This is a genomic window from Clostridium sp. OS1-26 (assembly GCF_030915445.1).
Lineage (GTDB): Bacteria > Bacillota > Clostridia > Clostridiales > Clostridiaceae > Clostridium_AM.
The window spans coordinates 5728892-5754732 of sequence record NZ_CP133264.1; the positions used below are offsets into that span (position 1 = coordinate 5728892).

Here is a 25841-nt window from a genome sequence, read left to right on the forward strand (position 1 = left end):
AATGTCCTTTCTATAATTTTAAATATATTATGGTTAAAACTGATATTACCCATAATATTATATTTATCAAAAATGGTATATCTTTTCCAAACACGTCTTCCGGTTTTCCACCAACATTTTTCTTATCTACAAGATATTCATATCTAAAAATTCCATACAATACAAATGGAATAGTAAATATCATAGTCTTACTTTGAACAGAACTAAAGGTATATAGACAGTATGCCATTAATATAGATGGAGTTACTATAATAAGCATCTTATCTAACATTTCAACAGAATATTCCTCTAATATTTTTCTATGTGAGCCACTTCTATCCTTTAAAGTTATAATTTCGCTTCTTCTCTTATTAAGAGCTAAAAATAATGCCAATAATATAGTACATAAAAATAACCATGGAGAAACTTGAACTCCTGTTGCTAAACTTCCACTTTCAACTCTTAGTACAAATCCGAAGGTTATTATCATTACATCTATTATTACTACATTTTTTAGTTTAAAGGAATAAAATATATTTATTACCATATATATTGCTAATATACTTAATATTTTAATACTGAGCATTTTATAAGAAAAATATGTTACAAATAAAACAATTATTATATCTAAAATTACAGCAGCTTTTATAGAAACACGTCCACTGGGAAGGGGCCTTCTTTTCTTATCAGGATGACATCTATCTTTTTCAATATCTACAATATCATTTAGCACATATATTGAAGATGATGTAAGGCAAAACAAAATAAATGTTATAATATTTAAATACAATATATTTTCATTGAAAAATTTTCCTGAAAAAATTATTGCAGCAAATACAAAAAATTCTTAATCCATTGTTTAGGCCTCATTAATTGGAATATAGCTTTTACGTCCATAGGTTTCCTCCTCGATAATTTAAACTGAAAATTGTATATCATATTTGCCTACTTGTCTACTAGTAAGTACCTTTTTACATTTTATCATAGGTTATAATATAGTCAACATCATCTAATTTAACATATTTTCATCATAAATTAAAGGACTTGATTTAAATTCAAGCCCTTTTTAACAAATTTATTATATTTTGATTATTTTTTATCTTGGCTGCACTATTAACTTAATTGCAGTCCTTTCTTCACCATCTATCTCAATGTCAGTAAACGCTGGAATGCAAACTAAATCTATTCCACTTGGTGCAACAAACCCTCTTGCAATAGCAACTGCTTTAATTGCTTGATTTAATGCACCAGCACCTATCGCCTGAATCTCCGCTGCTCCTCTTTCTCTTAAAACTCCTGCTAGCGCTCCTGCCACTGAATTTGGACTTGATTTTGCTGAAACTTTTAATACTTCCATGATAAACCTCCTATATACTATAATTAACTTTATTTGTTATTGTCGCTACAATATACTATTCTACAAAAAATTAAAAATTCCTTCTAAATTTTGTAAAGTTTTCATGTTTTACAAAACTCAAAAGGAATATTATTGTCTTTTTAACTATTTTGCATATTCGATTGCTCGGGTTTCTCTTATAACATTTACTTTAATTTGACCAGGATACTCTAATTCGCTTTCAATTCTCTTAGCAATATTCCTTGCCATCTCAACAGCCCCTGCATCGTCAACATCTTCTGGTTTGATCATAATTCTAAGCTCTCTACCTGCTTGAATGGCATATGACTTCTCTACGCCTTCACATGTGTTTGCTATCTCTTCCAACTTCTCTAGACGCTTAATATAAGCTTCTAGTGTTTCTCTTCTAGCACCAGGTCTTGCAGCTGAAATTGCATCCGCGGCCTGAACGAGTACAGCTTCTAAAGATTGAAACTCTACATCGCCATGATGAGCCCCAATAGCATTAACTATTACAGAAGATTCACGATATTTCTTCGCAACTTCTGCCCCAATAATAGCATGTGGACCTTCAACTTCATGATCTACTGCTTTACCAATATCATGAAGTAATCCTGCTCTCTTTGCTAAAGTCGGATCAATACCAAGTTCTGAAGCCATGAGACCAGCTAAATATGAAACTTCTATAGAATGCTTTAGCACATTCTGACCATAACTGGTTCTATATTTTAATCTTCCCAATAACTTTATTAGCTCTGAATGAAGACCATGTACTCCAGTTTCAAAAGTTGCTTGTTCTCCTTCTTCTTTGATATCATTTTCAACTTCTTTTTTAGCTTTTTCAACCATTTCTTCAATTCTTGCAGGATGAATTCTTCCATCAATTATCAACTTTTCTAAAGCTATTCTCGCTACTTCTCTTCTTATTGGGTCAAATCCTGAAAGAATTACTGCTTCAGGTGTATCGTCTATTATTAAATCTACACCTGTTAGGGTTTCTAATGTTCTTATGTTTCTTCCTTCCCTACCAATTATTCTTCCCTTCATTTCATCATTAGGAAGAGCAACAACATGTACTGTAGTTTCAGCTACATGATCCGCTGCACATCTTTGTATTGCACAAGTTATAATCTCTCGTGCTCTTTTATCAGCTTCTTCTTTAGCTTTTGATTCTACCTCTTTAATCATAATTGCTGCTTCATGCTTAATCTCTTTGTTAATTTCCTCTAATAATATTTCCTTAGCTTCTTCGGATGTTAATCCTGATAATCTTTGAAGTTCTTCCCTTTGTTTTTCATATAATTCTTCTATACTTGCTTGCAATTCATCAATTTTTTGTTGTTTTTTGTTTAGGCCATCTTCTCTTTTCTCAAGTGAATCACTCTTCTTGTCAAGTAGCTCTTCTCTTTGAATTATTCTTCTTTCAAGCCTTTGTATTTCGTTTCTTCTTTCTCTTAATTCTCTCTCAGAGTCAGATCTCAATCTATGAACTTCTTCTTTAGCTTCAAGAATAGCTTCTTTCTTTTTAGATTCAGCTTCTCTCTCTGCTTCTTCTTTCAATCTATGAGACTCTTCAAGAGCCTGTGATTTTATAGCATCAGCCTTATTTTTTGTTGTATAAAATCCAATAAATAAGCCAACTGCTACGATTATACCAAAAATAACAATGTATATAATTCCACTCACATGAACACCTCCTTCGCTTATTTGTGTATCTATTATTTAGTCAAATATGCAAGCATAGAAAGGTGTCATATTTATTCAACTGGTAATTACTAAGCAAATGATAAACCAGAATTTGTCTTAATTTTATATTATATTTTTCATATTGTCAAGTTTATAGTGCTACATTAATTATTTTATAGTAATCTATTAAATATTCAGAATGTAACACTGCTTATACAATACTATATTTTGCCCAATAATTACTTCTCTAATCACCAACAGAGTATAAATATATAATAAAATCGCAAGTTTTGTATACTTGCGATTTTTTAGAAAACTACTCATTTTCAACAGTTTCTTTTGGTTGTTCACTATCTACTTTATTAGCATTTAAAGCCTTAGCTAAAGGCAATTCGTATTTTTCTCTAATTTTATTCTCAATTTCAAGTAAGATCTCAGGGTTTTCCTTCAAGAATTGCTTTGCATTTTCTCTTCCTTGTCCTAACCTAGTTTCTTTATAAGAGAACCAAGCACCACTTTTTTGTACTAGTTCCTCCCTTACCCCTACATCTAGAACATTACCTTCTCTTGATATACCTTGATTGTACATAATATCAAACTCAGCTTGTTTGAAAGGTGGCGCAACCTTATTCTTTGTTACCTTAACCTTTGTTCTATTACCTACAATATCATCGCCCTGTTTAATTGAATCTATTCTTCTAACATCCATTCTCACTGATGCATAGAACTTTAATGCCCTACCACCCGGAGTCGTTTCAGGATTTCCGAACATAACACCAACCTTTTCTCTTAACTGGTTGATAAATATAGTTACACATTTTGACTTGTTTATAGAACCTGTAAGTTTTCTTAAAGCTTGAGACATAAGTCTAGCTTGTAGTCCTACATGAGAGTCACCCATTTCTCCTTCTATTTCTGCCTTAGGAACTAAAGCAGCTACAGAGTCTACAACAATTACATCTACTGCCCCAGATCTTACTAAAGCTTCTGCTATTTCTAGAGCCTGTTCTCCAGTATCTGGTTGTGATACAATTAAGTTCTCTATATCTACTCCTAAATTTTTGGCATATGCAGGATCAAGTGCATGCTCTGCATCAATAAATGCTGCTGTTCCACCTGATTTTTGTGCTTCAGCCACTATATGAAGTGCTACAGTAGTTTTACCTGAAGACTCAGGCCCAAATATTTCAACAACTCTTCCTCTAGGTACTCCACCAATGCCTAAAGATATATCAAGATCAAGGCATCCTGTAGAAACAGCATCAACATTTAGTATACTGTGCTCTCCAAGCTTCATTATAGAACCTTTTCCAAATTGTTTTTCTATCTGCCCCATAGCTGCTTCTAAAGCTTTTAGTTTATCAGTATTAATATTCCCCATAGGGTTCACTTCCTTTCAAATCGAACATTTGTTCTATTAATATTATATACCATCTTCTGTATATGGTCAACTGAATGAGCAAATTTCATGATAGTTTTTCAATAGGCTTCATCTCTATAGAAAAATAAAAGTTCCTGAAAGTCAGGAACTTTCTATTTTTAATTATAGACATATCTCAAATATTTAACCAAATAATGTAAATAAATTAATTTATCATCTACAGCTTTTCTTTTATACAACATTATCTTTATCGGTCAGCCCTCATTACTTCTTTATTCTTAATAAAGTAATCTAACCCTGATATTATTGTAATAGCAATTGCAATTGCCATAGCAATATCCGTTGTCAGATTTAAAAATCTGTGAGGATAAGTTATGTATTTCTTAATTATTCCAAGAGATACATGATTATAGTTTAGATTTATCAATGCCAAAATAAGAGCAATTATTTGCGTTACTGTTTTAGCTTTACCCCAATTGCTTGCTGCAATAACTATGCCTTCTGATGCCGCAATTGACCTTAATCCAGTTACTGCAAACTCTCTTGCTATAATTATCATGGCAGCCCAGGCAGGTACAATATGATACTCTACAAGGGAAATCAATGCTGCTGTAACTAAAAGTTTATCCGCTAATGGATCCATAAATTTACCAAACCTAGTTATCTGGTTTCTACTTCTTGCTATATATCCATCTAATTTATCTGTAATAGACGCAATTACAAATATACCTATAGCAATAGCCTTTCCGTAAGGAATATCTTTAATTGTAATAAACATTAAAAAAAATGGAACTAAAAGTATTCTAAGTAATGTAAGTTTATTTGCTAGATTCATTCCATACAACTCCCATTAAATCATACTCGGAGCTATTGGTAACTTTAACCTTAACCATAGTTCCTATTTGTAAATTTTTATCACTTTCAAAATAGATTAAGCCATCTATTTCAGGAGCCATTTCACGACTTCTGCCATACCATGCTTCTTTGTCTTTTCCTTCAATGATAACTTCGTATGTTCTATCTATCTTACTATCATTAATTTCTTTTGATATTGTTTGTTGAAGCATCATTAATTCCTCTTCACGTTTTTGCTTTACATCTTCGTCAACTTGCTCTTTCATTTCTGCAGCTGGCGTTCCTTCTTCTTGAGAATACTTAAATACACCTAACTTATCAAATTTTATTTCTTTTATAAAATCCTTTAACTCATTAAAGTTTTCTTCACTTTCTCCTGGGAATCCTACAATTATAGATGTTCTTATTGCTATCCCATCTACTTTTGCCCTTAATTTATTTAGGTTATTTATTATTTCTTGCTTTCTTCCTCTTCTTCCCATAAGCTTCAATATGTCATCACTTATATGTTGAATAGGAATATCCAAATACTTGCACACCTTATCATTATCAGCTATTTCATTTATTAACTCATCTGTAATCTCTTCGGGATAACAATATAATATTCTTATCCACTGGATTCCCTCAACTTTAGATATCTCATTTATAAGTTTTGGAAGCATTTTTTGTCCATATATATCTATTCCGTACCTAGTAGTATCTTGTGCAACTAATATAATTTCCTTTACTCCCTGAGCTGCAAGGGTTTTAGCTTCTTCCAATATGCTTTCTATATTTCTGCTTCTATATTTTCCCCTAATTTTAGGAATTATACAATAAGTGCAAAAATTATCACATCCCTCAGCAATTCTTAGGTATGCTGTAAAAGATGCAGTAGTGAGTATTCTTTTACCCTCATTTATAGTAGAATCGCTATAATTACAGCTATAAAATTTGGAACTTTTATCTCCCATACATTTTATTATGCTTTCATTTAGCTTATCATAATCATTTACTCCAAGCATTATATCTATTTCAGGTAAAAGCTCCATGAGCTCCTTACCGTATCTTTGAGTTAAACATCCTGTAACTACAATTAACTTGCAATTAAATCTTTCCTTGTACTTTGACATTTCAAGAATGGTATCAATAGATTCTTGTTTTGCAGATTCAATAAACCCACAGGTATTTATAATTATTACATCTGCTTCCTTAGGATTATTTACAATAACATTATCCATGTTTATATGACTTAGAATAATTTCAGAATCAATCCTATTTTTATCACAGCCTAAGCTTATTAGCCCAAACTTTTAATTTATCCACTATTTTTCCTCCTATTAGATAAGTAATTAAATCCAAAACTCATATTTTATTTTAAATCTACTTTTTATATTTTACAAGAAAAAATTATAACAATAAAAGACTGAATTATCTTATCCTATGATTACCATACATAATAATTATAGACTTAAATAACTCCTTGTTAAGTAAATTTAACCTTACCTGTCATAGTTTTCCCTTTTTATAAGAACTTGCCTCGGCTTACTTCCATCTCGCCCTGATATTATGCCTCTTTCTTCCATCTGATCAATTATTCTAGCAGCCCTATTATAACCTATTCTAAGCCTTCTTTGCAGAAGTGATGTGGATGCTTGTCCTATTTCTACCACTATTCTAGTAGCTTCTTCTAATAATTCATCTGCATCTGAACTTTCTCCATTGGTATTCGTATCAATGTGATCTATTATATCATCTTCATATTGTGGTGCACCTTGTTTATCTTTAATAAAGTTAACTACCTTTTCAACTTCACCTTCAGATATAAATGCTCCTTGAATTCTTATTGGCTTTGCCTCACCTACTGGATAGAATAGCATGTCTCCTTTCCCAAGAAGCTTCTCAGCACCTGCTGTATCCAATATAGTTCTTGAGTCAATTTGAGAAGACACCGCAAAAGATATTCTTGAAGGTATGTTAGCCTTTATTACCCCGGTAATAACGTCTACAGAAGGCCTCTGGGTTGCAATAACTAAATGCATTCCTGCAGCTCTAGCCATCTGAGCCAAACGACCTATGTAGTCTTCAATATCATTTGGACACACCATCATTAAATCTGCTAATTCATCAATAATTATTACAACAAAAGGAAGCTCATTTTCTGTTATTCCTTTTTCATATAGTTCATTATAACTTTCAATATTTCTCACACCATTATCTGCAAAAAGTTTATATCTTCTTGTCATCTCCTGTACAGCCCAGTTTAATGCTCCTGCTGCTTTTTTAGGATCCGTAACTACTGGTATTAATAAATGAGGTATTCCATTATATACACTAAGTTCAACTACTTTCGGATCTATCATCAATAGCTTGACATTATCCGGAGAATATTTATAGAGTAAACTTATTATTAATGTGTTTATACATACACTTTTTCCTGAACCAGTAGCTCCTGCAATAAGCATATGTGGCATTTTTGTTAAGTCACAAACTACACAGTTTCCACCTATATCTTTTCCTAATGAGCAGGCTAAATTTTTACTTGAATTAATAAACTCTGGAGATTCTATAACTTCTCTCAAATAAACTGCTGTTAACTCTCTATTTGGTACTTCTATTCCTATAGCAGATTTTCCTGGTATAGGAGCTTCAATTCTCACTCCTGATGCAGCTAATCCTAAAGCTATATCGTCAGATAGATTTACAATTTTACTTACCTTAACTCCTGGACTAGGCTGAAGTTCAAATCTGGTTACAGAAGGTCCTTTACTTACCTGAATAACTTTAGCTTCTACTCCAAAACTGCTTAGAGTTTCTTCTAGTTTATTAGCATTGTTTATTAATTCTTTTTTATCTTCCTTGTTAAGCTTTGATTGAACATTTGTTTTTAGTAACTCTACAGATGGAAAATTATATTCTTGATTAAAGCTTATATGGCTAACTGTCATTTGTTTATCCAGTTCCTCATTTATTGAATCATCTATTGCCTTATCAGAAGCACATTCAATCTCAATATTACGCTGTACATTTTTATTTTCTTTAATATCTGCATCAGGCTTTTCTTCAACATTTTTGTCTGCTGATTTCATAAAGTCCAAGATCTTTATTCTATTATTAATATTTTTTATAAAGCTTTCTTTCTCTCCGCTGCTACTATGTTGAGTCTTTTCTGGTTCTTTGTCCTTTTCATTAATGATTGTATCTTCTTCTATATAATTGCTTTCTTTTAGTGCAGACTTTATTTTATGCAATATATCGTAAATTGTTATCCTACTCATTAATATAAAACATATTATATATATTGAAGAAAAAATCACATAACATCCTACACTACCGAATAACTTAAAAAGAGGTACATCTATTAAAAAACTTATAATTCCTCCATGTACTGGGTTATCCGTTTCATATAGCATTTTTATTCCCTTTATTATGTCATTATTTACATAATACTCTGACATTATTATCATTTGTATAAGCAGAAGAGTATTAATAATAAACATTAAAATTCCATAAAACTTTTTGCTGAAATTTATTTTATTTTTTTTACCCACAAAGCAAAATCCTGTAAATATTATTAAGACTGGAAAAACAAAGGCCCCTAATCCCATTACAGCTATTAATATTTTTTTAGTAATGTTTCCAATAATTCCAGATGATGCTGATGAGAAAACACTTATTATCATTAATACTCCTAATGTAATTAGAAGTATTCCTTTTATGTCTCTATCAAACTCATATTTTTCTGTTTTTCTAGCCATATTATATCACCTCAAGACAATTGTAATAACACTTATCTATGTAGTTATTCTACATAATTAATATATTTCCTTTTAATTTAGGCATCTGAAAAAATAACTAGTCAGTATGCTAGTCTATTTTGACTTGTTGTTTTTTCAGATGCCTTATAAATATAAATCACCATAGGAAATATCCTATGGCTGACTTTTAGTATCTTTTCTTTTCTCTTGTATAAGCTCATCTAGTTTTTTAATAGCATCACTTATACCTCCAACTTCATCAATTAACCCTTGGTCTACTGCCTGTTTTCCAATTAAAATAGTTCCCATATCATTTAGTAATTCATCTGTTTGAGCCATAAGTTTACGTAGCTTATCTCTATCTATCTTAGAGGTTCTTACTATAAACTCGATAATTCTCTCCTGCATTTTATTAAAATATTCAAAGGTTTGAGGCGCACCTATAACAAGACCATTCATCCTTATTGGATGAACTATCATTGTAGCTGAAGGTGAAATAAAGGAGTAATCTGCAGCAGTAGCAAGAGGTACTCCAATAGAATGTCCTCCGCCAATCACTAAAGATACCGTAGGTTTACTCAAACTTCTTATCATTTCTGATATTGCTAATCCTGCTTCTACGTCACCTCCCACAGTATTTAGTACCGCAAGTACTCCTTCAACATTTGGATCATTCTCAATGGCAATTAGTAGTGGTATAACATGTTCATACCTAGTGGTTTTAGTTTGTGGTGGTAACGCCACATGCCCTTCAATTTGTCCGATTATAGGTAATATTTGAATTCTATCTTTAGCCTTAGGAATATTTTGCATACCTAATTCTTTTATATTCTGCAGCTCTTTGTTGTCTTTATTTTCTTCCTGCTCTTTAGTTCCTTTGTTATCTTTTTCTTCTTGCATATCAATCCCTCCTTGCATAAATGTATTTTGTGCATTATAAGGGACTGATATTCATTTTAATTTTATTCGCAGCCTAATTTAAACTCATTATGCAGCGCATTTATTGCTTTTTCCGAATTTTTACTTTCTACAAGACACCAAATTGTAGTATGAGAGTCGGCAGTCTGAAGAACTTCTATACTTGCCTTAGTTAATATTCTTAATATTTTAGCCATTACACCTGGAAGACCTCTCATCCTACTTCCGATTATTGCAATCTTACTGCATTCTTCTACATATGAATAAATTATACCAAGCTCTTCCATAATAATATTAAAGCTATCTAAATCTTTTCCATCTATAGTAAATATTTTTTGCTTAGGAAACACATTTATTAAATCTATACTTATTAGATTTTGAGCTAATTCATCTAAAAGTATATCATAATTTTCATTCTCTTTATTTTCATCTAATTCTACTGTTACTTGTACTCTTTTGTCCATAGAAGTTATTCCAGTAATAATGTTTTGAGTATTTCTAATTGCATTACTGTTTATTAAAGTACCTTTGCAATCACTGAGAGTGTTTTTTATAACAAGTGTTACATTTGACTTCATAGCTATTTCTACAGCTCTAGGGTGAATCACCTTTGCACCTTGATCTGCAAATTGAAATACTTCGTTATAACTTATTTTTTCAATTAATGATGCATCTGAAACTATTCTAGGATCGGCAGTCATAATTCCATCTACATCAGTATAAATATGAACTTCTTCCGCCTTTAAGGCAGCACCAATCAAGGAAGCAGTTACATCGCTCCCTCCTCTTCCAAGAGTTGTTATAAATCCTTTCTCACTTATGCCTTGAAAACCAGCCACAACAGGTATTTTCCCTTCTTTTACTATATTTAACAACTTTTCCGAGTCTACTCTTGAAACAGATGCATTACTATAATTATCATCTGTAATAATACCAGCTTGACCTCCGGTTAATGGAATAGCCGGTAAACTATTTTGGGATAATACGTCGCTCATCACTACAGTGCTTATAATTTCACCACAACTCATAAGCAAATCCATTCCTAAAGTATTAACTCTTTTGTATTCATCACCTATTAAAGAAAGAAGGGTATCTGTTGCATAGGGCTGTCCTTTCCTGCCCATAGCAGATACTACTACTACTGGAGAAAAACCTTCTTCTTTTGCCTTTAATATTTTTTGAACTACTAACTCTCTTCTGTCATCAGTAGATACAGAGGTTCCTCCAAACTTTTGTATTAATATTTTCATTTTTACCCTCCATCACTTTTTCTAATAATAGTATATTAGAGAGATCTCCAATATGTTAACGAGATCTCTTTAGTACTTTTTCTTCTGCATCAATAATTATCGTTTTTGCACCTATTTTTTTCACATATTCCCATGGTACTTCTAAAAATTCATTTTTAGAAAATAAACCAAACTTAGATTTGTTGTCATTTAGAACTAATAATTTAAGATTACCCTCTTCATCAATTATTATATCATTATTACCCAAGCAGTTAAATCTATCTCCATCATTTACATTTATAATCTCGTATCTTTCCATTTCACTGTAAAATTTTATATTTTCACCCATATATATACCTCCTTAATAATTTAAAAATATTGCAAAGCAATATTTTTAATAGAGCACAATTGAAAATTGACAGAGAACAGTGAGCGATGTTTTGCTTTAGCAAAACGAGTCCGAAAAAATAAATTATTTTTCTGACGTAAGGAAGAAAACTAACCTTCACTGTCAATTGTCCACTGTCAACTGTCCTCTAAAAAATAATACAACCTATTATTTTTATATTATGAATTATACTAAGGAGTTATTACACTTATTTAAGTATATAAAAATAAATACTAAACAAAATTTAAATTGAATTTATTTTTGAATTTTTAAAAGGCACTACATCTTTACTAATAACATTCTTTAAAACTTCTACATCTATCTCTTCACCTACAAAGGCTGCATTGGTTATACCTTTTATAAAGGTCTTTTGCATAACCTCATTTAACTTATCTTTATTAATATTGTTTATCTTTTCTATTATATCTTTAGGTTTGTTTATTCTATTTAAGAATAGTACTGATTTCCCATTATTGAACATTCTACTGCTAGTACTTTCTAATCCTAGAATATAACTACCTTTTAACTGTTCTTTTGCTTTAAGAAGTTTTTCATCACTTATACCAGTCTTAATAAACTTATCCATTTCATCCTTTATCATGTGTAATGCATCTGGCGCATACTGTGGATTTAAACTGGTGTATATGCTTACAATGCCAGTATTTCTAAAAGATGATATATATGAATAAATAGAATAACATAATCCTTTTTCTTCTCTTATCTTTTGAAATAATATAGAAGATGCCCCTCCTCCAAATACATTGCTCAAAAGAAGTAATGAATATAATTCATCTTTACCAGATTCAATCCCTGGTATTCCTAAGCTTAAATGAAGCTGTTCTATAGTTTTCTTCTTATATAAATGACTTGTTAAAATATTTGGTTTCGAATAATTAGTTACTTCTTTATTGCTGCTGTTCCAGTTTCCAAAATATTTCTCCACAAGCTTCTCTACAACTTTGGCATCAAAATTTCCTGAAATAGATATAACAGAATTTTCAGGTATATAATAGGAAGAAATATAATTAACTATTTGCTCCCTATCAAAAGATTTTACCGTTTCTACTGTGCCTAGTATAGGAAGAGATAAAGGATCATTTCCCCAAATTGCTGAGCTATGAAGATCCATTAGCACATCTTCTGGAGAATCTTCACTCATTTTTATTTCTTCAATTACTACACCTTTTTCTTTTTCAATGTCTTCTGGTAAAAATTTGCTATTGAAAAGCATATCTGATATTACATCTAAAGCAAGTTCTAGATGAGAATCTAATGCCTTAATATAAAAGCAAGTAGCTTCTTTTCCTGTAAAAGCATTAATTTGTCCTCCAACATCCTCTATACACTCTGCAATTTGCAATGCTGTTCTATTTTTTGTCCCTTTGAAAAACATATGTTCAATAAAATGAGATATTCCGTTATTATTTTTATCTTCATTTCTTGATCCATTTTCTACCCATAAACCTACACTTACTGAATTAACATAATCAATATTTTCTAAAACTATTCTCAATCCGTTATCTAATTTAAATAAATTGTACATCAGTGCCACCTCAAAAATTAATATTTGACTTCTGGAACTATAAGTAAATTCATCAACATTATACCATAATTTAATAATTTTATAGTATATAAAAATAAAAAGGCACAATAATGCCCTTCTATTTTCACTATTCTTCTGAAGCTTTTTCTTCTGAATTTTTTTCTTCTGAAGCTTTTTCTTCTGAATTTTTTTCTTCTGAGTCTTTTATAGCATCCTTTCTTGAAAGATTAATTCTACCTTGATTGTCAATTTCAGTTACCTTAACTAGGATCTCATCTCCTAGAGAAACTATATCTTCCACTTTATTTACCCTTGCAAAATCAAGTTTTGATATATGAACTAAGCCTTCTTTTCCTGGAAGTATTTCAACAAATGCTCCAAAGTTAGCTATCTTAGTTACTTTACCAAGATATATTTCTCCAGCTTTAACTTCTCTAGTCAAATCATCTATTATTTTAAGAGCTCTCTTAGCACATACGCTATCATCGGACATTACAAATATTTTTCCGTCTTCTTTTATATCGATTTTAACGCCTGTTTCAGCAATTATCTTATTTATAACTTTACCGCCAGCTCCTATTACATCTCTTATCTTGTCTGGATCAATAGTCATAGTGTATGTTTTTGGAGCATACTTAGATAATTCTTCTCTTGGCTCTGAAATACACTCGTTCATCTTTCCTAATATGTGTAACCTAGCAACTCTTGCCTTATCTAAAGATTCTCTTATACATGTATTAGATAGACCATGAATTTTTGTATCAAATTGAATAGCAGTAATTCCAACTTCTGTTCCTGCCACTTTAAAATCCATGTCTCCAAAGAAGTCTTCTATTCCTTGTATATCAGTTATAACTTCTTCTTTAGATAAGTCTTCACTAGTTATAAGTCCCATAGCTATTCCTGCTGCAGGTCTTTTTATTGGAACACCAGCATCAAGAAGCGCTAATGTGCTTCCACATACGCTTGCTTGAGATGTTGACCCATTTGAACTCAACACTTCTGATACAAGTCTTATTGTGTATGGGAATTCATCTTCATTTGGAATAAGTGGTTCTAAAGCCTTTTCAGCTAATGCACCATGACCTATTTCTCTTCTTCCAGGTCCTCTTAGAGGTCTAACTTCTCCAACACTATATGATGGGAAGTTATAGTGATGCATATATCTTTTAAATTCTTCTGAACCAAGTCCATCAAGAATTTGAACATCTCCTAGTGCACCTAATGTTGCTACAGTCATTACTTGAGTCATTCCTCTTGTAAATAGTCCTGTACCATGAGTTCTTGGAAGCAATGCAACATCACAGCTTATAGGTCTTACTTCATTAAAATCTCTTCCATCAGGTCTTCTATGCTCATTTAATAACATATTTCTTACTATTTCTTTTTGCATTCCATAAATTGTATCCGCTATGTCTGAACCATTATCAGGATATTTTTCGCTAAATTGCTCATTAATCTTTACTTTTACAGCATCTATAGCTGCATTTCTTTCGTCTTTATCCATTATGTACATAGCTTCTTTTACCATATTAAAAGCAAAATCTCTAACATCTTGTTCTATTGCTTCATCAACTTTATATAATCCAGGAATAACCTTTGTTTTTCCCATTTTCGCCATTACTTCTTCTTGGAATGCAACTATTTTTTTACATTCTTCAAATCCAAACATAATAGCATTATACATGTCATCTTCCGGTATCTCCTGACCTCCAGCCTCAACCATCATTACTCTTTCTTTAGTAGCACATACAGTTAGATTTAGAGTGCTTTTTTCTCTTTGAGTTAAAGTAGGATTTATAATAAATTCACCATCTACTAAACCTACAGATACTGTTGCTACTGGAGTAGTGAACGGAATACTTGAAATACATAAGGCTATTGATGCACCATTGACAGCTAGTATTTCCGGCAAGTTATCTTGTTCTACAGAAACTACAGTACATACTACTTGAACATCGTTTCTGTATCCTTTAGGGAATAACGGTCTTAAAGGTCTATCTATAGCTCTACCATGTAATATTGCTTTTTCAGAAGGTTTACCTTCTCTCTTTATAAAACCTCCTGGAATTTTACCTACAGCATATAGTCTCTCTTCATATTCTATACTTAAAGGGAAAAAGTCTATTCCTTCCCTTGGTTTATCTGAAGCATTGGCATTAATTAATACTACTGTATCTCCGTAACTTACAAGCACAGCAGCATTTGATAGCATACCTACTTTACCGTATTCAACTTTTAACGTTCTTCCAGCAATAGTAGTCTCCATTATTTGACTCATAAATTAACCTCCCTTCACAGGTTTCAATATTATTATCATTATTTATCAACATTATTATACAACTTTAGTTATTAATTTTTAACATAAATAATTATTATAGTAAACCAATTTTACATTTTAATTCCATGTAAAATTTTTAAAATAATAGAGCGGTATTAGCCGCTCTAGAATTACTTTCTTAACTTTAATACTGCTATGATAGCACGGTATCTTTCAATATCTTGCTTCATTAAATAATTAAGAAGACCTCTTCTTTTACCAACCATCATTAAAAGACCTCTTCTTGAGTGGTGGTCTTTCTTGTGTGTCTTTAAGTGATCATTTAGGTGATTTATTCTCTCAGTAAGTAGCGCTATTTGCACTTCTGGAGAACCAGTATCTCCTTCATGTCTTGCATGTTTTTGCATTATTTCTTCTTTAACTGCCTTATTCATGTGTATGCACCTCCAAAAATTTAAAATCCCCTATAGTCCAAGAAAGCCGTCGGCAAGTCGAATTTCTTAGAATAAGGTTCACGAATGTTATTATAGCAAATAAAAATAATGTTGTAAATTAATTTTTAAAATTAATTTCTAATTTTTGCTTACTTGCAAAAACCTTGTCTTTTTTTAGTTGATCGATTAATTCCTGTAGGGAATTAAACTTTTTTTCATCTCTTATTCTATCGATATAGTATATTTTTATATTCTTATTATATATATCCTCATTAAAGTCCAATATATGGGTTTCAATGCTCAATTTATTATCATTTACTGTTGGGTTATAACCTATATTTGTAATTCCTCTAAATAAGTTTTCATTATACTCAACTATGGTATAATAGACTCCCCCTCTAGGGATTACAAATCTTTTATCATAATCTAGGTTACTAGTTGGAAAGCCCAGCTTTCTTCCTAATTGTTTTCCTTTTATAACATCACCTTGCATCATAAAAGGTCTTGTGAGCATTTTATTAGCCTTCTTTATATCTCCTTCGTCACATATAATGCTTCTTATAATTGAACTGCTTACTATTTGGCTTTTAAATTTAACAGGTTCAACTATATTCAATGAAAATCCAAGGGTTTTGCTCATCTTCTTTAATAACTCTACATCACCAAGATTTTTATATCCAAATCTATAATTAAAGCCAACAATTAAACCTTTAAGTCTATAGTGACTTACTAAGTTTATAATAAAATCCTCTGGATTTAACTTCATAAATTCTATGTTAAATCCTACCATGTTTATTATATCCAAACCTTTGCTTTCTAATACTTTTAATTTAGTATTATTATCCATAATAAGCTTTGGTGCTAATTCTGCATTAATAGTCGCTAATGGATGATCCTTAAAAGTAAAAACCATACTTTTAGCATTATTTTTTTTGCTAACTTAATGGTTTTATTAATTAAACTCATATGTCCTATATGAAGTCCATCAAAGCTTCCTAGTGCAATATAAGTATCCTGTTGTAAATACTCTTTAAAATTATCTTCCATTACAATCATACTTTATTACCTCTGAATAAGTAGTTTAACAATTTTAAATCCCGTACTATTTTTTATGCCTATTCCAATAAACTCATTATTTTTTAAATATACTCTATATAGCCTATCATTTTCTATATCATTTATCAGAGATTTGTCTTTTATAGTCACTCCATTAAATACAAGTTTTTCGTATTTTTCATCTAAATGTATCTCTGGATATTCGCTAAGAGCTTTGTCCATTGGAATTAAATGCTCCAATATATTATCACTATTTAAATGTTCAAGTTCTACGGAGTCTAAGATATTAAAAGATCCTGTTTGAACTCTTTGAAGATTCCACATGGCTCCACCGCATTTTAGCTTTTCACCAATATCATAGCAAAGACTTCTAATATAAGTGCCTTTAGAGCATTTTACATTAAATGTTACAGTAGGAACTTTTATATCCAGTATATCTATATTATATATATTGATTCTCCTTGCTTTTCTTTCAACTTCAATACCCTGTCTCGCAAGGGAATATAATCTCTGTCCATTTACCTTTAAAGCAGAGTACATAGGAGGAACCTGGTCTATTTCTCCTATGAAACTTTTTATTGCCTCTTCAACTTCTTCTTTAGATAAAGTAACATCTTCGTTCTTTAAAACTTTACCCTCTCTATCATAAGTATCTGTTACAACGCCAAGTCTTAACTCCACTTTATATATCTTATAGTCATTCATTATATAGTCAACAAGCTTTGTGGCACGACCTATACATATTGGTAGTACCCCTGAGGCCTCAGGATCTAATGTTCCTGTATGACCAACTTTCTTGGTCTTAGCTACTGCCTTTACCTTTCTTACTACATCAAAGGAGGTCATACCTGTAGGTTTATTTATATTTAATATTCCATTCATTTATATCAACTCTTTTTCTAGTTCCTTAATTATTATTGCCTTAGCTTCTTCTACCGTTTTATTTTCCATAGAAAGGCCTGCCGCTTTTATATGACCGCCTCCACCAAATTTTTCTGCAATTTTTCGCACATCAACAGTATCCTTCGATCTTAAGCTCATCTTAACACCGACCTCTGTTTCTTTTATCAATACAGTAACTTCAACGGAGTCTATCTTCATACCAAAGGTTATAATATCAGAAGTATCTGTGTTATTGTCAATACCTAGTTCTAGCAGCATATCCTTAGTTAATGACATAACACATATTTTACTTCCTATAAGCTCCATATTATCAATAGCTTTTCCGTATAATTTTATTCTTTCAAATTTTTTATTATCAAAAATAATTCTATGAATTTCACTAAAATTGATTCCGGTGTTAATAAGGTCTCCTGCTATTGTATGAGTTACAGATGTAGTGCCAGAATACCTAAAGGAACCTGTATCCGTAATTAATGACGTATAAAGGCACTTAGCCATATCTTTGTCTATGTTTATTCCCATAATACGAAGCATCTGATATATTATTTCAGACATAGCTGATGCATTAGTATCTACATAGTTCAAATCACCATAAAGTTCATTTGACATATGGTGATCTATGTTTATCAAAGTATAATTTCTATCTTCAAAATTTATATGGGCATTAATTCTTTTTACATCGCCGCAGTCTAAAACTATGACACATTCTGTGCCAGGAATTACTTCATAAATTTTTTCATCAACAGCCTCTGAACAAGGTAAAAAACTAAAATCTTTAGGTATATCTTCTTTAGAAAGTATATACACCTCTTTGCCTATTTTACGCAGCCCCTGCATCAAAGCTAATGATGTTCCTAAAGAATCACCATCAGGAGAGGTGTGGAAAGTAATAGCTATCCTACTACTTTCCTTTATCTTTTCCAGAATTTTATTCATTATCATTATGCTCTTTCTCCTTTATTTTCTCTAATAAAGCATCAATATGCATACCTTGTTCTATAGTGTTGTCTAATTCAATAATTATTTCTGGTGTATATCTTAAGTTTATTCTATGACCTATTTCTCTTCTAATAAAACCTGAGGAACTTTTCAATGCATCTAAAGTGCTTTTTTTAGAGTCATCGTTACCAAATAAGCTAACGTAAACTTTAGCATATCTTAAATCTTTTGTTACATCAACCTTTGTAACGCTTATCATAGCAGTAAGTCTTGGATCTTTTATATCATTTTGAATTATACTACTTATTTCTTTTCTCATTTCCTCATTTATTCTATTTCCTCTATATTTAGCCATACAATTCACCTCATTTTTGTGCGCTACTAACAGTCAAGTTATAGCTTAATTCTCAATTCCAAGTAAAATTATAGTTCTTTCTTTTTAATTTCTTCCATAGTATAAGCTTCTATTATATCTCCATCTTTTATATCATTGAATTTTTCAACAGAAAGACCACATTCATAACCTGCTGCAACTTCTTTTACATCATCTTTAAATCTTTTTAGAGATGCAAGTTCGGATTCAAATATAACTATACTATCTCTTATAACTCTTATACTGCTATTTCTTGTTAATTTTCCATCTAATACATAACATCCTGCTATAGTTCCAACATTGGATATTTTGTATGTCTGTCTTATCTCCGCTTTACCAAGAATTACTTCTTTATAATCTGGTTCAAGCATTCCCACCATAGCAGCCTTAATATCATCTATTGCATTATATATAACTCTATAAGTCTTCACATCAACAGATTCTTTTTCTGCTACTACAACAGCATTATCATTTGGTCTTACATTAAATCCTATAATTATAGCATTAGATGCAGATGCAAGAGTAACGTCTGCTTCTGTTATAGCTCCAACAGCTCCATGTATAACTCTAACCTTAACCTCATCAGTAGATAACTTTTGAAGTGATTGTCTTACAGCTTCTACAGAACCTTGAACATCCGCTTTAACAATTATATTTAACTCTTTTACTTTTCCCTCTTTAATTTGGCTATATAAGTCTTCAAGAGAAACTTTATGTGTTGATTGTAAGTACTCAGCTCTTACCTTTTCTTTTCTCTTTTCAGCCATATCCCTAGCAGTTTTTTCATCTTTTACTTCATAGAATCTATCACCTGCAGCAGGTACTTCTGATAGTCCAAGTATTTCAACTGGTATTGATGGTCCGGCAGACTTAATTTTCTTTCCTTTATCATCAAACATTGCCCTAATTCTTCCATATGTAGTTCCTACAATTATAGAATCACCTACATGTAAAGTACCATTTTGAACAAGTAATGTAGCAACTGGTCCTCTGCCCTTATCAAGCTTAGCTTCTACTACTGTTCCTCTAGCATTTCTATTAGCATTTGCTTTTAATTCTTGCATTTCAGCAGTTAATAGAACCATCTCAAGTAATGTATCTATTCCTTCTTTAGTATGAGCTGATACAGGTACAGTGATTATATCTCCACCCCAGTCTTCAGCTAACAATCCATGCTCAGTTAACTCTTGCTTAACTCTATCTGGATTAGCTCCTGGTCTATCCATTTTATTTATAGCTACTACCATTGGAACATTTGCTGCCTTACAGTGGTTTATAGCTTCTACAGTCTGAGGCATTATTCCATCATCTGCAGCTACAACTAAAATAACTATATCAGTAATTTGGGCTCCTCTAGCTCTCATAGCTGTAAAGGCTTCGTGACCTGGAGTATCAAGGAAAGTAAGCTTTTCATCATTTATAGTTACAGTATAAGCACCTATGTGCTGAGTAATTCCACCTGCTTCTGTTTCAGTAACTTTTGCTTTTCTTATGGCATCTAATAATGATGTTTTACCATGGTCAACATGACCCATAACAGTTATAACAGGAGGTCTTTTTTCTAAGTTAGTGTCTTCTTCTTCATCTTCATCTATCTGCTCTACAGCTTCTTTATCAATATCTCTTTCTTTTTTAACTACAATAGCATTAAATTTTTCTCCTAATTTTTCAGCAGTTTCAAAGTCAATTTCTTGATTTATAGCCGCCATTACTCCCATAAATATTAGCTGCTTTATAACTTCTATTGAAGATTCATTTAACTTCTCTGATAACTCTTTTACAGTAATTGTATCATCTATTTCAATTACTTTCTCATCACTATCTTCATTTTCTGTGTAATTACCTTGATCGTCCCTACCTTTGATTTTACCTTTATTTTTCTTGCGATTTTTTGTTTTATTATCTTCAACTAACTCTTCATATTTTTCTACTATATCTTCGCCAGAATTAGTTTCCTCTTTCCTTCTTTCTGCTAAAAGTTCTTTTATTAATTCCGCATCTTCTTCCTCTATCACACTCATGTGATTCTTTACTTCTATGCTAAATTCGTCTAGCAGAATACTAATTAAATCTTTGCTTGATATTTCTAATTCTTTGGATAATTCATAAATTCTTACTTTTGACATAGCATTCACCCCCGACACTAAATTTTTTCGATGTCTTTATATATACTAATTAACCGTTCGCTCATTTTTAAATCTGTAACGCCTAGGATTTTTATTTCTTCCTTTCCCAAAGCGCTTCCTAATTCGTCCTTATCGTATCCCTTTAAAACAGGTATTTTATATTTTTCACCATACTTTAGGAATTTATCTACTGTATTATCAGATGCATCAGAAGATAGTATTATTAAATAAACCTTATTTCTTTTTATTGCATCCTCACATTTATTATACCCTTCCAAAAGCTTTCCTGCACGCTTCGTTAAGCCTAAAAATTGGAGAAATTTATCTTTCATGCTGTATTTCATCTCTCAATCTTCCATAAATTTCTTCATCTATTTGAGCCTCTAAGTTCTTCTGCAATCTTTTTGCTTTGAAAGCTTTCTCCAAGCATTCGATATTTCTGCACACATAGGCTCCTCTGCCATTTTTCTTACCAGTCAAATCTACTGAAATGTTTCCTTCAGCATCTCTAACAACTCTTATAAGTTCTTTCTTAGGCTTCATTTCCATGCATCCAGTGCACATTCTTTGTGGTACTTTTTTTTGCTTCATACAAAAACCACCTCACCTAAAATTAAATATTGCTTTTATTTATTCTTCATCTACAAACTGGTCGTCATCTTCATTTATAGGTTCCTTGAAATCAACTCCAGCTTGTGATTTGCTTTTAATATCAATTTTCCAGCTAGTAAGTTTCGCTGCTAATCTAACATTCTGCCCTTCCTTACCAATAGCTAAGGATAACTGATTATCGTCTACTATTACCTGAGCAAATTTATTATCCTCATCTAGTGTTACATCTAATACTTTTGCCGGACTTAATGCATTTGCAATATATTCTTCTGGTAACTTACTCCATTTTATAATGTCAATTTTTTCATTTTTAAGCTCATTTACAATGCTTTGTACTCTTATGCCTTTAGGTCCTACACATGCTCCCATTGGATCTACATTTTCATCATTTGAAAACACTGATATTTTTGTTCTTGATCCTGCTTCTCTTGCAATAGCTCTAATTTCAACTGTACCATCAAATATTTCAGGTACTTCAAGCTCAAATAATCTTTTTATTAGACCTGGATGTGTTCTCGAAATAACAATTTGAGGTCCTTTTGTTGTACTTTTAACTTCAACAATATATAGTTTTAATTTATCATTGAAGTTATATTTCTCACCTGGCATTTGCTCATTTGGTCCTAGTACCGCTTCTGTCTTGCCTAAATCAACTAGTACGTTATTTTTATCTTTTCTTATAACAGCACCTGTTATAATGTCATCTTCTTTTTCTGCAAACTCACTATAGATAATTCTTCTTTCTTCTTCCTTTATTCTTTGAATAACAACTTGCTTCGCTGCTTGTGCTGCTACTCTTCCAAACTTTTTAGGAGTTACTTCAATACTTACTACATCCTCAATATTATAGTTAGGATCTATATCCTTTGCTTCTTCTAAACTTATTTCATCTACTTCGTCATAAACTTCATCCACAACTTTTTTCTGAGAATAAACATGAATTTCTCCATTTTCTCTATTCATTGTCACTTTTACATTTTGGTTATTTCCACCTAAATTAGCGTAATTTTTCTTATATGCGGCAACTAATGCATCTTCTATAGTTGTAAATAACAAATCTTCACTTATACCTTTTTCTTTAACTATTTCTTTTAAGGCTTCTATAAATTCCTGGTTCATTTCCTAAAAATACCCTCCCTTAAAGTTCGCATCTGAGACTTACACTTGAAATCTTATCTCTTGGAATAGAAAGATCTTCATCTTGGTATTTTATCTTTAGTTCCTGAGAGTTAAATCCTAAAAGCTCACCTTCAAATTTTTTCTTTCCATTTAATAATCCAGATATCTTTACTAAAACATTACTTCCAATATATCTTCCTAAATGTTTATCTGTATGTAAAACCCTTTCCATTCCTGGTGATGAAACTTCTAGATAATATGCCTCAGCTATAGGATCCTCTACATCTAGCATATCACTTACAGCTCTACTTACTTTTTCACAATCTTCTAGTGATATTCCACCATCTTCTTTTTCTATATATATTCTCAGATAATTTTCTTGACCTTCTTTTACATATTCTAAATGATAAAGTTCATAATTCAACTCTTCTACTATTGGTCTAATTAGTTCTATAAGTTTATCTATTAAAGCATTTTTATTCATTTCAATCCCTCCTTACCTATATATTCTGCAATTTACAATAAAAAATGACTTTTTATAAAAAAATTGCATAAAATATTACGCTAATTTAAAAACGCAACATAAGCTGCGTTTTTTAAAATAGAAAGAGCGGGTCGGTACCCACTCTTTACAACAGTTAACATAGTTCTTTAGATTTGCTAAGTTCATTTTAACATACTACATTAATTATTTCAAGGAAAAGTTAAAAAATGGCTTAAGGCATCTGAAAGAATATAATAATTACATATTCTTTATTTGTTCTATCAATTCGTCAACTAATTCTTCTTCCTTAACCTTTTTCACTATTTTACCTTTTTTAAAAATAAGTCCTTCACCATTTCCCCCAGCTATTCCTATATCAGCTTCTCTTGCTTCTCCTGGACCATTTACTACACATCCCATTACTGCAACCTTTAAGTTTTTATTATAATTTATAAGTTTTCTTTCCACTTCTTCTGCTATATTGATTAAATCTATTTGTGTTCTTCCGCAAGTAGGACATGATATAAACTCTATTCCTTCATTCAAATATCCAAGAGATTTTAAAATTTCTCTACCAACTTTTATCTCTTCCACGGGATCCCCTGTTAGAGATATTCTTATAGTATCTCCTATACCTTCACTCAGCAATGCACCTATTCCCACACTTGATTTAATTGTTCCCCTCCATATTGTACCAGCCTCTGTAACTCCTAAATGAAGAGGATAATCCACAACTTTTGAGATCATTCTGTAGCTATCTATCATTTGTATAACATTTGAAGATTTGATAGATATGACTATATCCTCATAATTTACGTCTTCTAATATTCTAACATGTTCTAACGCACTCTCCACTAAAGCTTCCGGGCACACTTTGCCATACTTATCTAATATCTCCTTTTTTAAAGAACCTGAATTCACGCCTATTCTTATTGGTACATTTTTATCCTTAGCTGCTTTAGCCACTTCTTTTACCTTATCTATGCTTCCAATATTACCTGGGTTAATTCTAAGTGCTGCTACACCATTTTCAATAGATTTTAGAGCCAATCTGTAATCAAAATGAATATCTGCAACTAGTGGTATATTTATATTATTTACTATTTCTTTTATTGCATTACTGGCTTCCATATCAGGAACAGCACACCTTATTATATCGCAGCCTGCTTCTTGAAGTCTATGTATCTGCGAAATAGTTTCCTTTACATTTCTTGTATCTGTATTAGTCATAGACTGTACTGTTATTTTTGAATCTCCGCCAACATATGTATTTCCAACCTTTATCTTCTTGGTTTTTGCTCTTTTCACTTATTTCATCTCCCTAAAAAAATTGGAAATTGGGAATTAAAAATTGAATAATACAATTTCTAATTCCCAATTATTGTCTTATATTTATTATGAATTAAAATTTAATAGGATACAATATATCTTTAATGGTTACCAGCACCATCAAAGTCATCAGAATAGCAAATCCTACATAATTTATCAAACCTACCTTATTCTCATCAACCTTTTTACCTGTAATTATTTCAAATAAAAATAATAGTATATATCCTCCATCTAAAGCTGGAAAAGGTATAATATTAAATATAGCTAATTGTATGCTTATATATGCTGCAAAAGCCATTAAACTTAATACTCCAGCCTTAGCTGCCGCCCCTGAAACTTTAATTATTGTCAGTGGTCCACCTACATCATTCATAGATGCATTACCTTTAAATAATGTTTTAAAGAAACTGAATGTTTGTTTTACTAGGGAGTTAGTTTCTATAAATCCATAGGTTACGGATTGTGTAACTGTAGGTTTTTCAACTGTAGTTGGATATATACCAACTATGTATCTATTTTCATTAGGATCTTTAACTGGAGCAACTTTTACAGTTTTTGTTTCACTACCGCGCATATATGTTATATCAATTGGTTTACCATTAGCTATATACACTCCGGTTACAAAATCCTCCCATGTTAAGACCTTAGATTCATTTACTTTTACTATTTTGTCTCCAGCTTTAATCCCCATCACATCTGCTGGCTGATTTGGCACCACTTTACTTACTTCTGGAGATAAATAACCTCTTAAGCCAGCTATAGATGCAAATAAAGCTATTCCAAGTATAAAGTTCATTATAGGACCTGCAATTACAATACTCAACTTTTGTAAGGGCCTTTTGTTATTAAAAGCTCTAGGGTCTGTGCTTTCCCCCTCATCTCCTAACATTTTTACGTATCCACCTATTGGTAATAGTTTTATTGAGTATGTTGTTTCCTTTCCTTTTACTCCAAAAAGCTTTGGTCCCATTCCTATAGCAAATTCCTCTACTTTTACTCCATTTAACTTTGCTAATGTAAAATGACCTAATTCATGGATTATAATTAATACCCCAAAGGCTATGATAGCCATTATAATATACAAAAGTTATTCCTCCCAACCAAACTAAAAT

Annotated in this window: 22 protein-coding genes and 2 pseudogenes; all 24 read right to left on the reverse strand. The window is 31.4% G+C overall.

Annotated elements, in window-relative coordinates; all coding sequences use genetic code 11:
• Positions 1 to 10: 10 nt before the first annotated feature.
• Positions 11 to 876 (reverse strand): annotated as a pseudogene (locus RCG18_RS28175) (decaprenyl-phosphate phosphoribosyltransferase).
• 199 nt (positions 877 to 1075) lie between these two features.
• Positions 1076 to 1336 carry a stage V sporulation protein S gene (locus RCG18_RS28180; protein ID WP_066620210.1) on the reverse strand — a complete coding sequence of 87 codons (261 nt, stop codon included), beginning with the start codon at positions 1334 to 1336 and terminating at the stop codon, positions 1076 to 1078.
• Between the two features lie 144 nt (positions 1337 to 1480).
• Positions 1481 to 3022, reverse strand: a complete 1542-nt coding sequence (gene rny / locus RCG18_RS28185; protein WP_308039285.1) for a ribonuclease Y — start codon at positions 3020 to 3022, stop codon at positions 1481 to 1483.
• 316 nt (positions 3023 to 3338) lie between these two features.
• A complete protein-coding gene (recA, locus tag RCG18_RS28190; RefSeq protein ID WP_308039287.1) occupies positions 3339 to 4403 on the reverse strand; it encodes a recombinase RecA in 1065 nt (354 codons plus the stop codon).
• A gap of 247 nt (positions 4404 to 4650) precedes the next feature.
• Positions 4651 to 5238 carry a CDP-diacylglycerol--glycerol-3-phosphate 3-phosphatidyltransferase gene (gene pgsA, locus RCG18_RS28195; RefSeq protein ID WP_308039288.1) on the reverse strand — a complete coding sequence of 196 codons (588 nt, stop codon included), beginning with the start codon at positions 5236 to 5238 and terminating at the stop codon, positions 4651 to 4653.
• Positions 5222 to 6538, reverse strand: coding sequence for a 30S ribosomal protein S12 methylthiotransferase RimO (gene rimO / locus RCG18_RS28200; protein WP_308042129.1), 1317 nt, complete (start codon positions 6536 to 6538; stop codon positions 5222 to 5224). The genes pgsA and rimO overlap by 17 nt, the downstream gene beginning before the upstream one ends.
• Positions 6539 to 6739: 201 nt before the next feature.
• Positions 6740 to 8995 carry a DNA translocase FtsK gene (locus RCG18_RS28205; RefSeq protein ID WP_308039290.1) on the reverse strand — a complete coding sequence of 752 codons (2256 nt, stop codon included), beginning with the start codon at positions 8993 to 8995 and terminating at the stop codon, positions 6740 to 6742.
• Between the two features lie 174 nt (positions 8996 to 9169).
• Entirely contained in the window at positions 9170 to 9895 is a 726-nt protein-coding gene (locus RCG18_RS28210; protein ID WP_308039291.1) for an ATP-dependent Clp protease proteolytic subunit, read from the reverse strand.
• Positions 9896 to 9957: 62 nt separating this feature from the next.
• The gene (gene dapG / locus RCG18_RS28215; protein WP_308039292.1) at positions 9958 to 11163 is read right to left on the reverse strand and encodes an aspartate kinase; all 1206 of its coding nucleotides are present in this window, start codon (positions 11161 to 11163) and stop codon (positions 9958 to 9960) included.
• 55 nt (positions 11164 to 11218) lie between these two features.
• Positions 11219 to 11491: a YlmC/YmxH family sporulation protein gene (locus RCG18_RS28220; protein WP_308039293.1), complete on the reverse strand. Its 273-nt coding sequence runs from the start codon at positions 11489 to 11491 to the stop codon at positions 11219 to 11221.
• Positions 11492 to 11774: 283 nt separating this feature from the next.
• Entirely contained in the window at positions 11775 to 13073 is a 1299-nt protein-coding gene (locus tag RCG18_RS28225; RefSeq protein WP_308039294.1) for a pitrilysin family protein, read from the reverse strand.
• 127 nt (positions 13074 to 13200) lie between these two features.
• Positions 13201 to 15354: a polyribonucleotide nucleotidyltransferase gene (locus RCG18_RS28230; RefSeq protein ID WP_308039295.1), complete on the reverse strand. Its 2154-nt coding sequence runs from the start codon at positions 15352 to 15354 to the stop codon at positions 13201 to 13203.
• A 170-nt stretch (positions 15355 to 15524) separates the two neighbouring features.
• Positions 15525 to 15788: a 30S ribosomal protein S15 gene (rpsO, locus tag RCG18_RS28235; protein ID WP_308039296.1), complete on the reverse strand. Its 264-nt coding sequence runs from the start codon at positions 15786 to 15788 to the stop codon at positions 15525 to 15527.
• Between the two features lie 118 nt (positions 15789 to 15906).
• Positions 15907 to 16844 (reverse strand): annotated as a pseudogene (locus tag RCG18_RS28240) (bifunctional riboflavin kinase/FAD synthetase).
• A 6-nt stretch (positions 16845 to 16850) separates the two neighbouring features.
• Positions 16851 to 17726: a tRNA pseudouridine(55) synthase TruB gene (gene truB / locus RCG18_RS28245; RefSeq protein ID WP_308039297.1), complete on the reverse strand. Its 876-nt coding sequence runs from the start codon at positions 17724 to 17726 to the stop codon at positions 16851 to 16853.
• The gene (locus RCG18_RS28250) at positions 17727 to 18689 is read right to left on the reverse strand and encodes a bifunctional oligoribonuclease/PAP phosphatase NrnA (protein WP_308039298.1); all 963 of its coding nucleotides are present in this window, start codon (positions 18687 to 18689) and stop codon (positions 17727 to 17729) included.
• A complete protein-coding gene (gene rbfA, locus RCG18_RS28255; protein ID WP_308039299.1) occupies positions 18676 to 19041 on the reverse strand; it encodes a 30S ribosome-binding factor RbfA in 366 nt (121 codons plus the stop codon). The genes RCG18_RS28250 and rbfA overlap by 14 nt, the downstream gene beginning before the upstream one ends.
• A gap of 68 nt (positions 19042 to 19109) precedes the next feature.
• Positions 19110 to 21185 (reverse strand): translation initiation factor IF-2, encoded by a 2076-nt coding sequence (infB, locus tag RCG18_RS28260; RefSeq protein ID WP_308039300.1) that lies wholly within the window; start codon positions 21183 to 21185, stop codon positions 19110 to 19112.
• A 17-nt stretch (positions 21186 to 21202) separates the two neighbouring features.
• Positions 21203 to 21517 carry a ribosomal L7Ae/L30e/S12e/Gadd45 family protein gene (locus tag RCG18_RS28265; protein ID WP_308039301.1) on the reverse strand — a complete coding sequence of 105 codons (315 nt, stop codon included), beginning with the start codon at positions 21515 to 21517 and terminating at the stop codon, positions 21203 to 21205.
• Positions 21507 to 21776, reverse strand: coding sequence for an RNase P modulator RnpM (rnpM, locus tag RCG18_RS28270; protein ID WP_211144365.1), 270 nt, complete (start codon positions 21774 to 21776; stop codon positions 21507 to 21509). Before rnpM ends, RCG18_RS28265 begins: the two co-directional genes overlap by 11 nt.
• A 39-nt stretch (positions 21777 to 21815) precedes the next feature.
• Entirely contained in the window at positions 21816 to 22916 is a 1101-nt protein-coding gene (gene nusA / locus RCG18_RS28275) for a transcription termination factor NusA (protein WP_308039302.1), read from the reverse strand.
• A 19-nt stretch (positions 22917 to 22935) separates the two neighbouring features.
• Positions 22936 to 23400, reverse strand: a complete 465-nt coding sequence (gene rimP / locus RCG18_RS28280) for a ribosome maturation factor RimP (RefSeq protein ID WP_308039303.1) — start codon at positions 23398 to 23400, stop codon at positions 22936 to 22938.
• A gap of 258 nt (positions 23401 to 23658) precedes the next feature.
• Positions 23659 to 24708 (reverse strand): flavodoxin-dependent (E)-4-hydroxy-3-methylbut-2-enyl-diphosphate synthase, encoded by a 1050-nt coding sequence (gene ispG / locus RCG18_RS28285; protein ID WP_308039304.1) that lies wholly within the window; start codon positions 24706 to 24708, stop codon positions 23659 to 23661.
• A 94-nt stretch (positions 24709 to 24802) separates the two neighbouring features.
• Positions 24803 to 25813 (reverse strand): RIP metalloprotease RseP, encoded by a 1011-nt coding sequence (rseP, locus tag RCG18_RS28290; RefSeq protein ID WP_308039305.1) that lies wholly within the window; start codon positions 25811 to 25813, stop codon positions 24803 to 24805.
• Between the last annotated feature and the right edge of the window lie 28 nt (positions 25814 to 25841).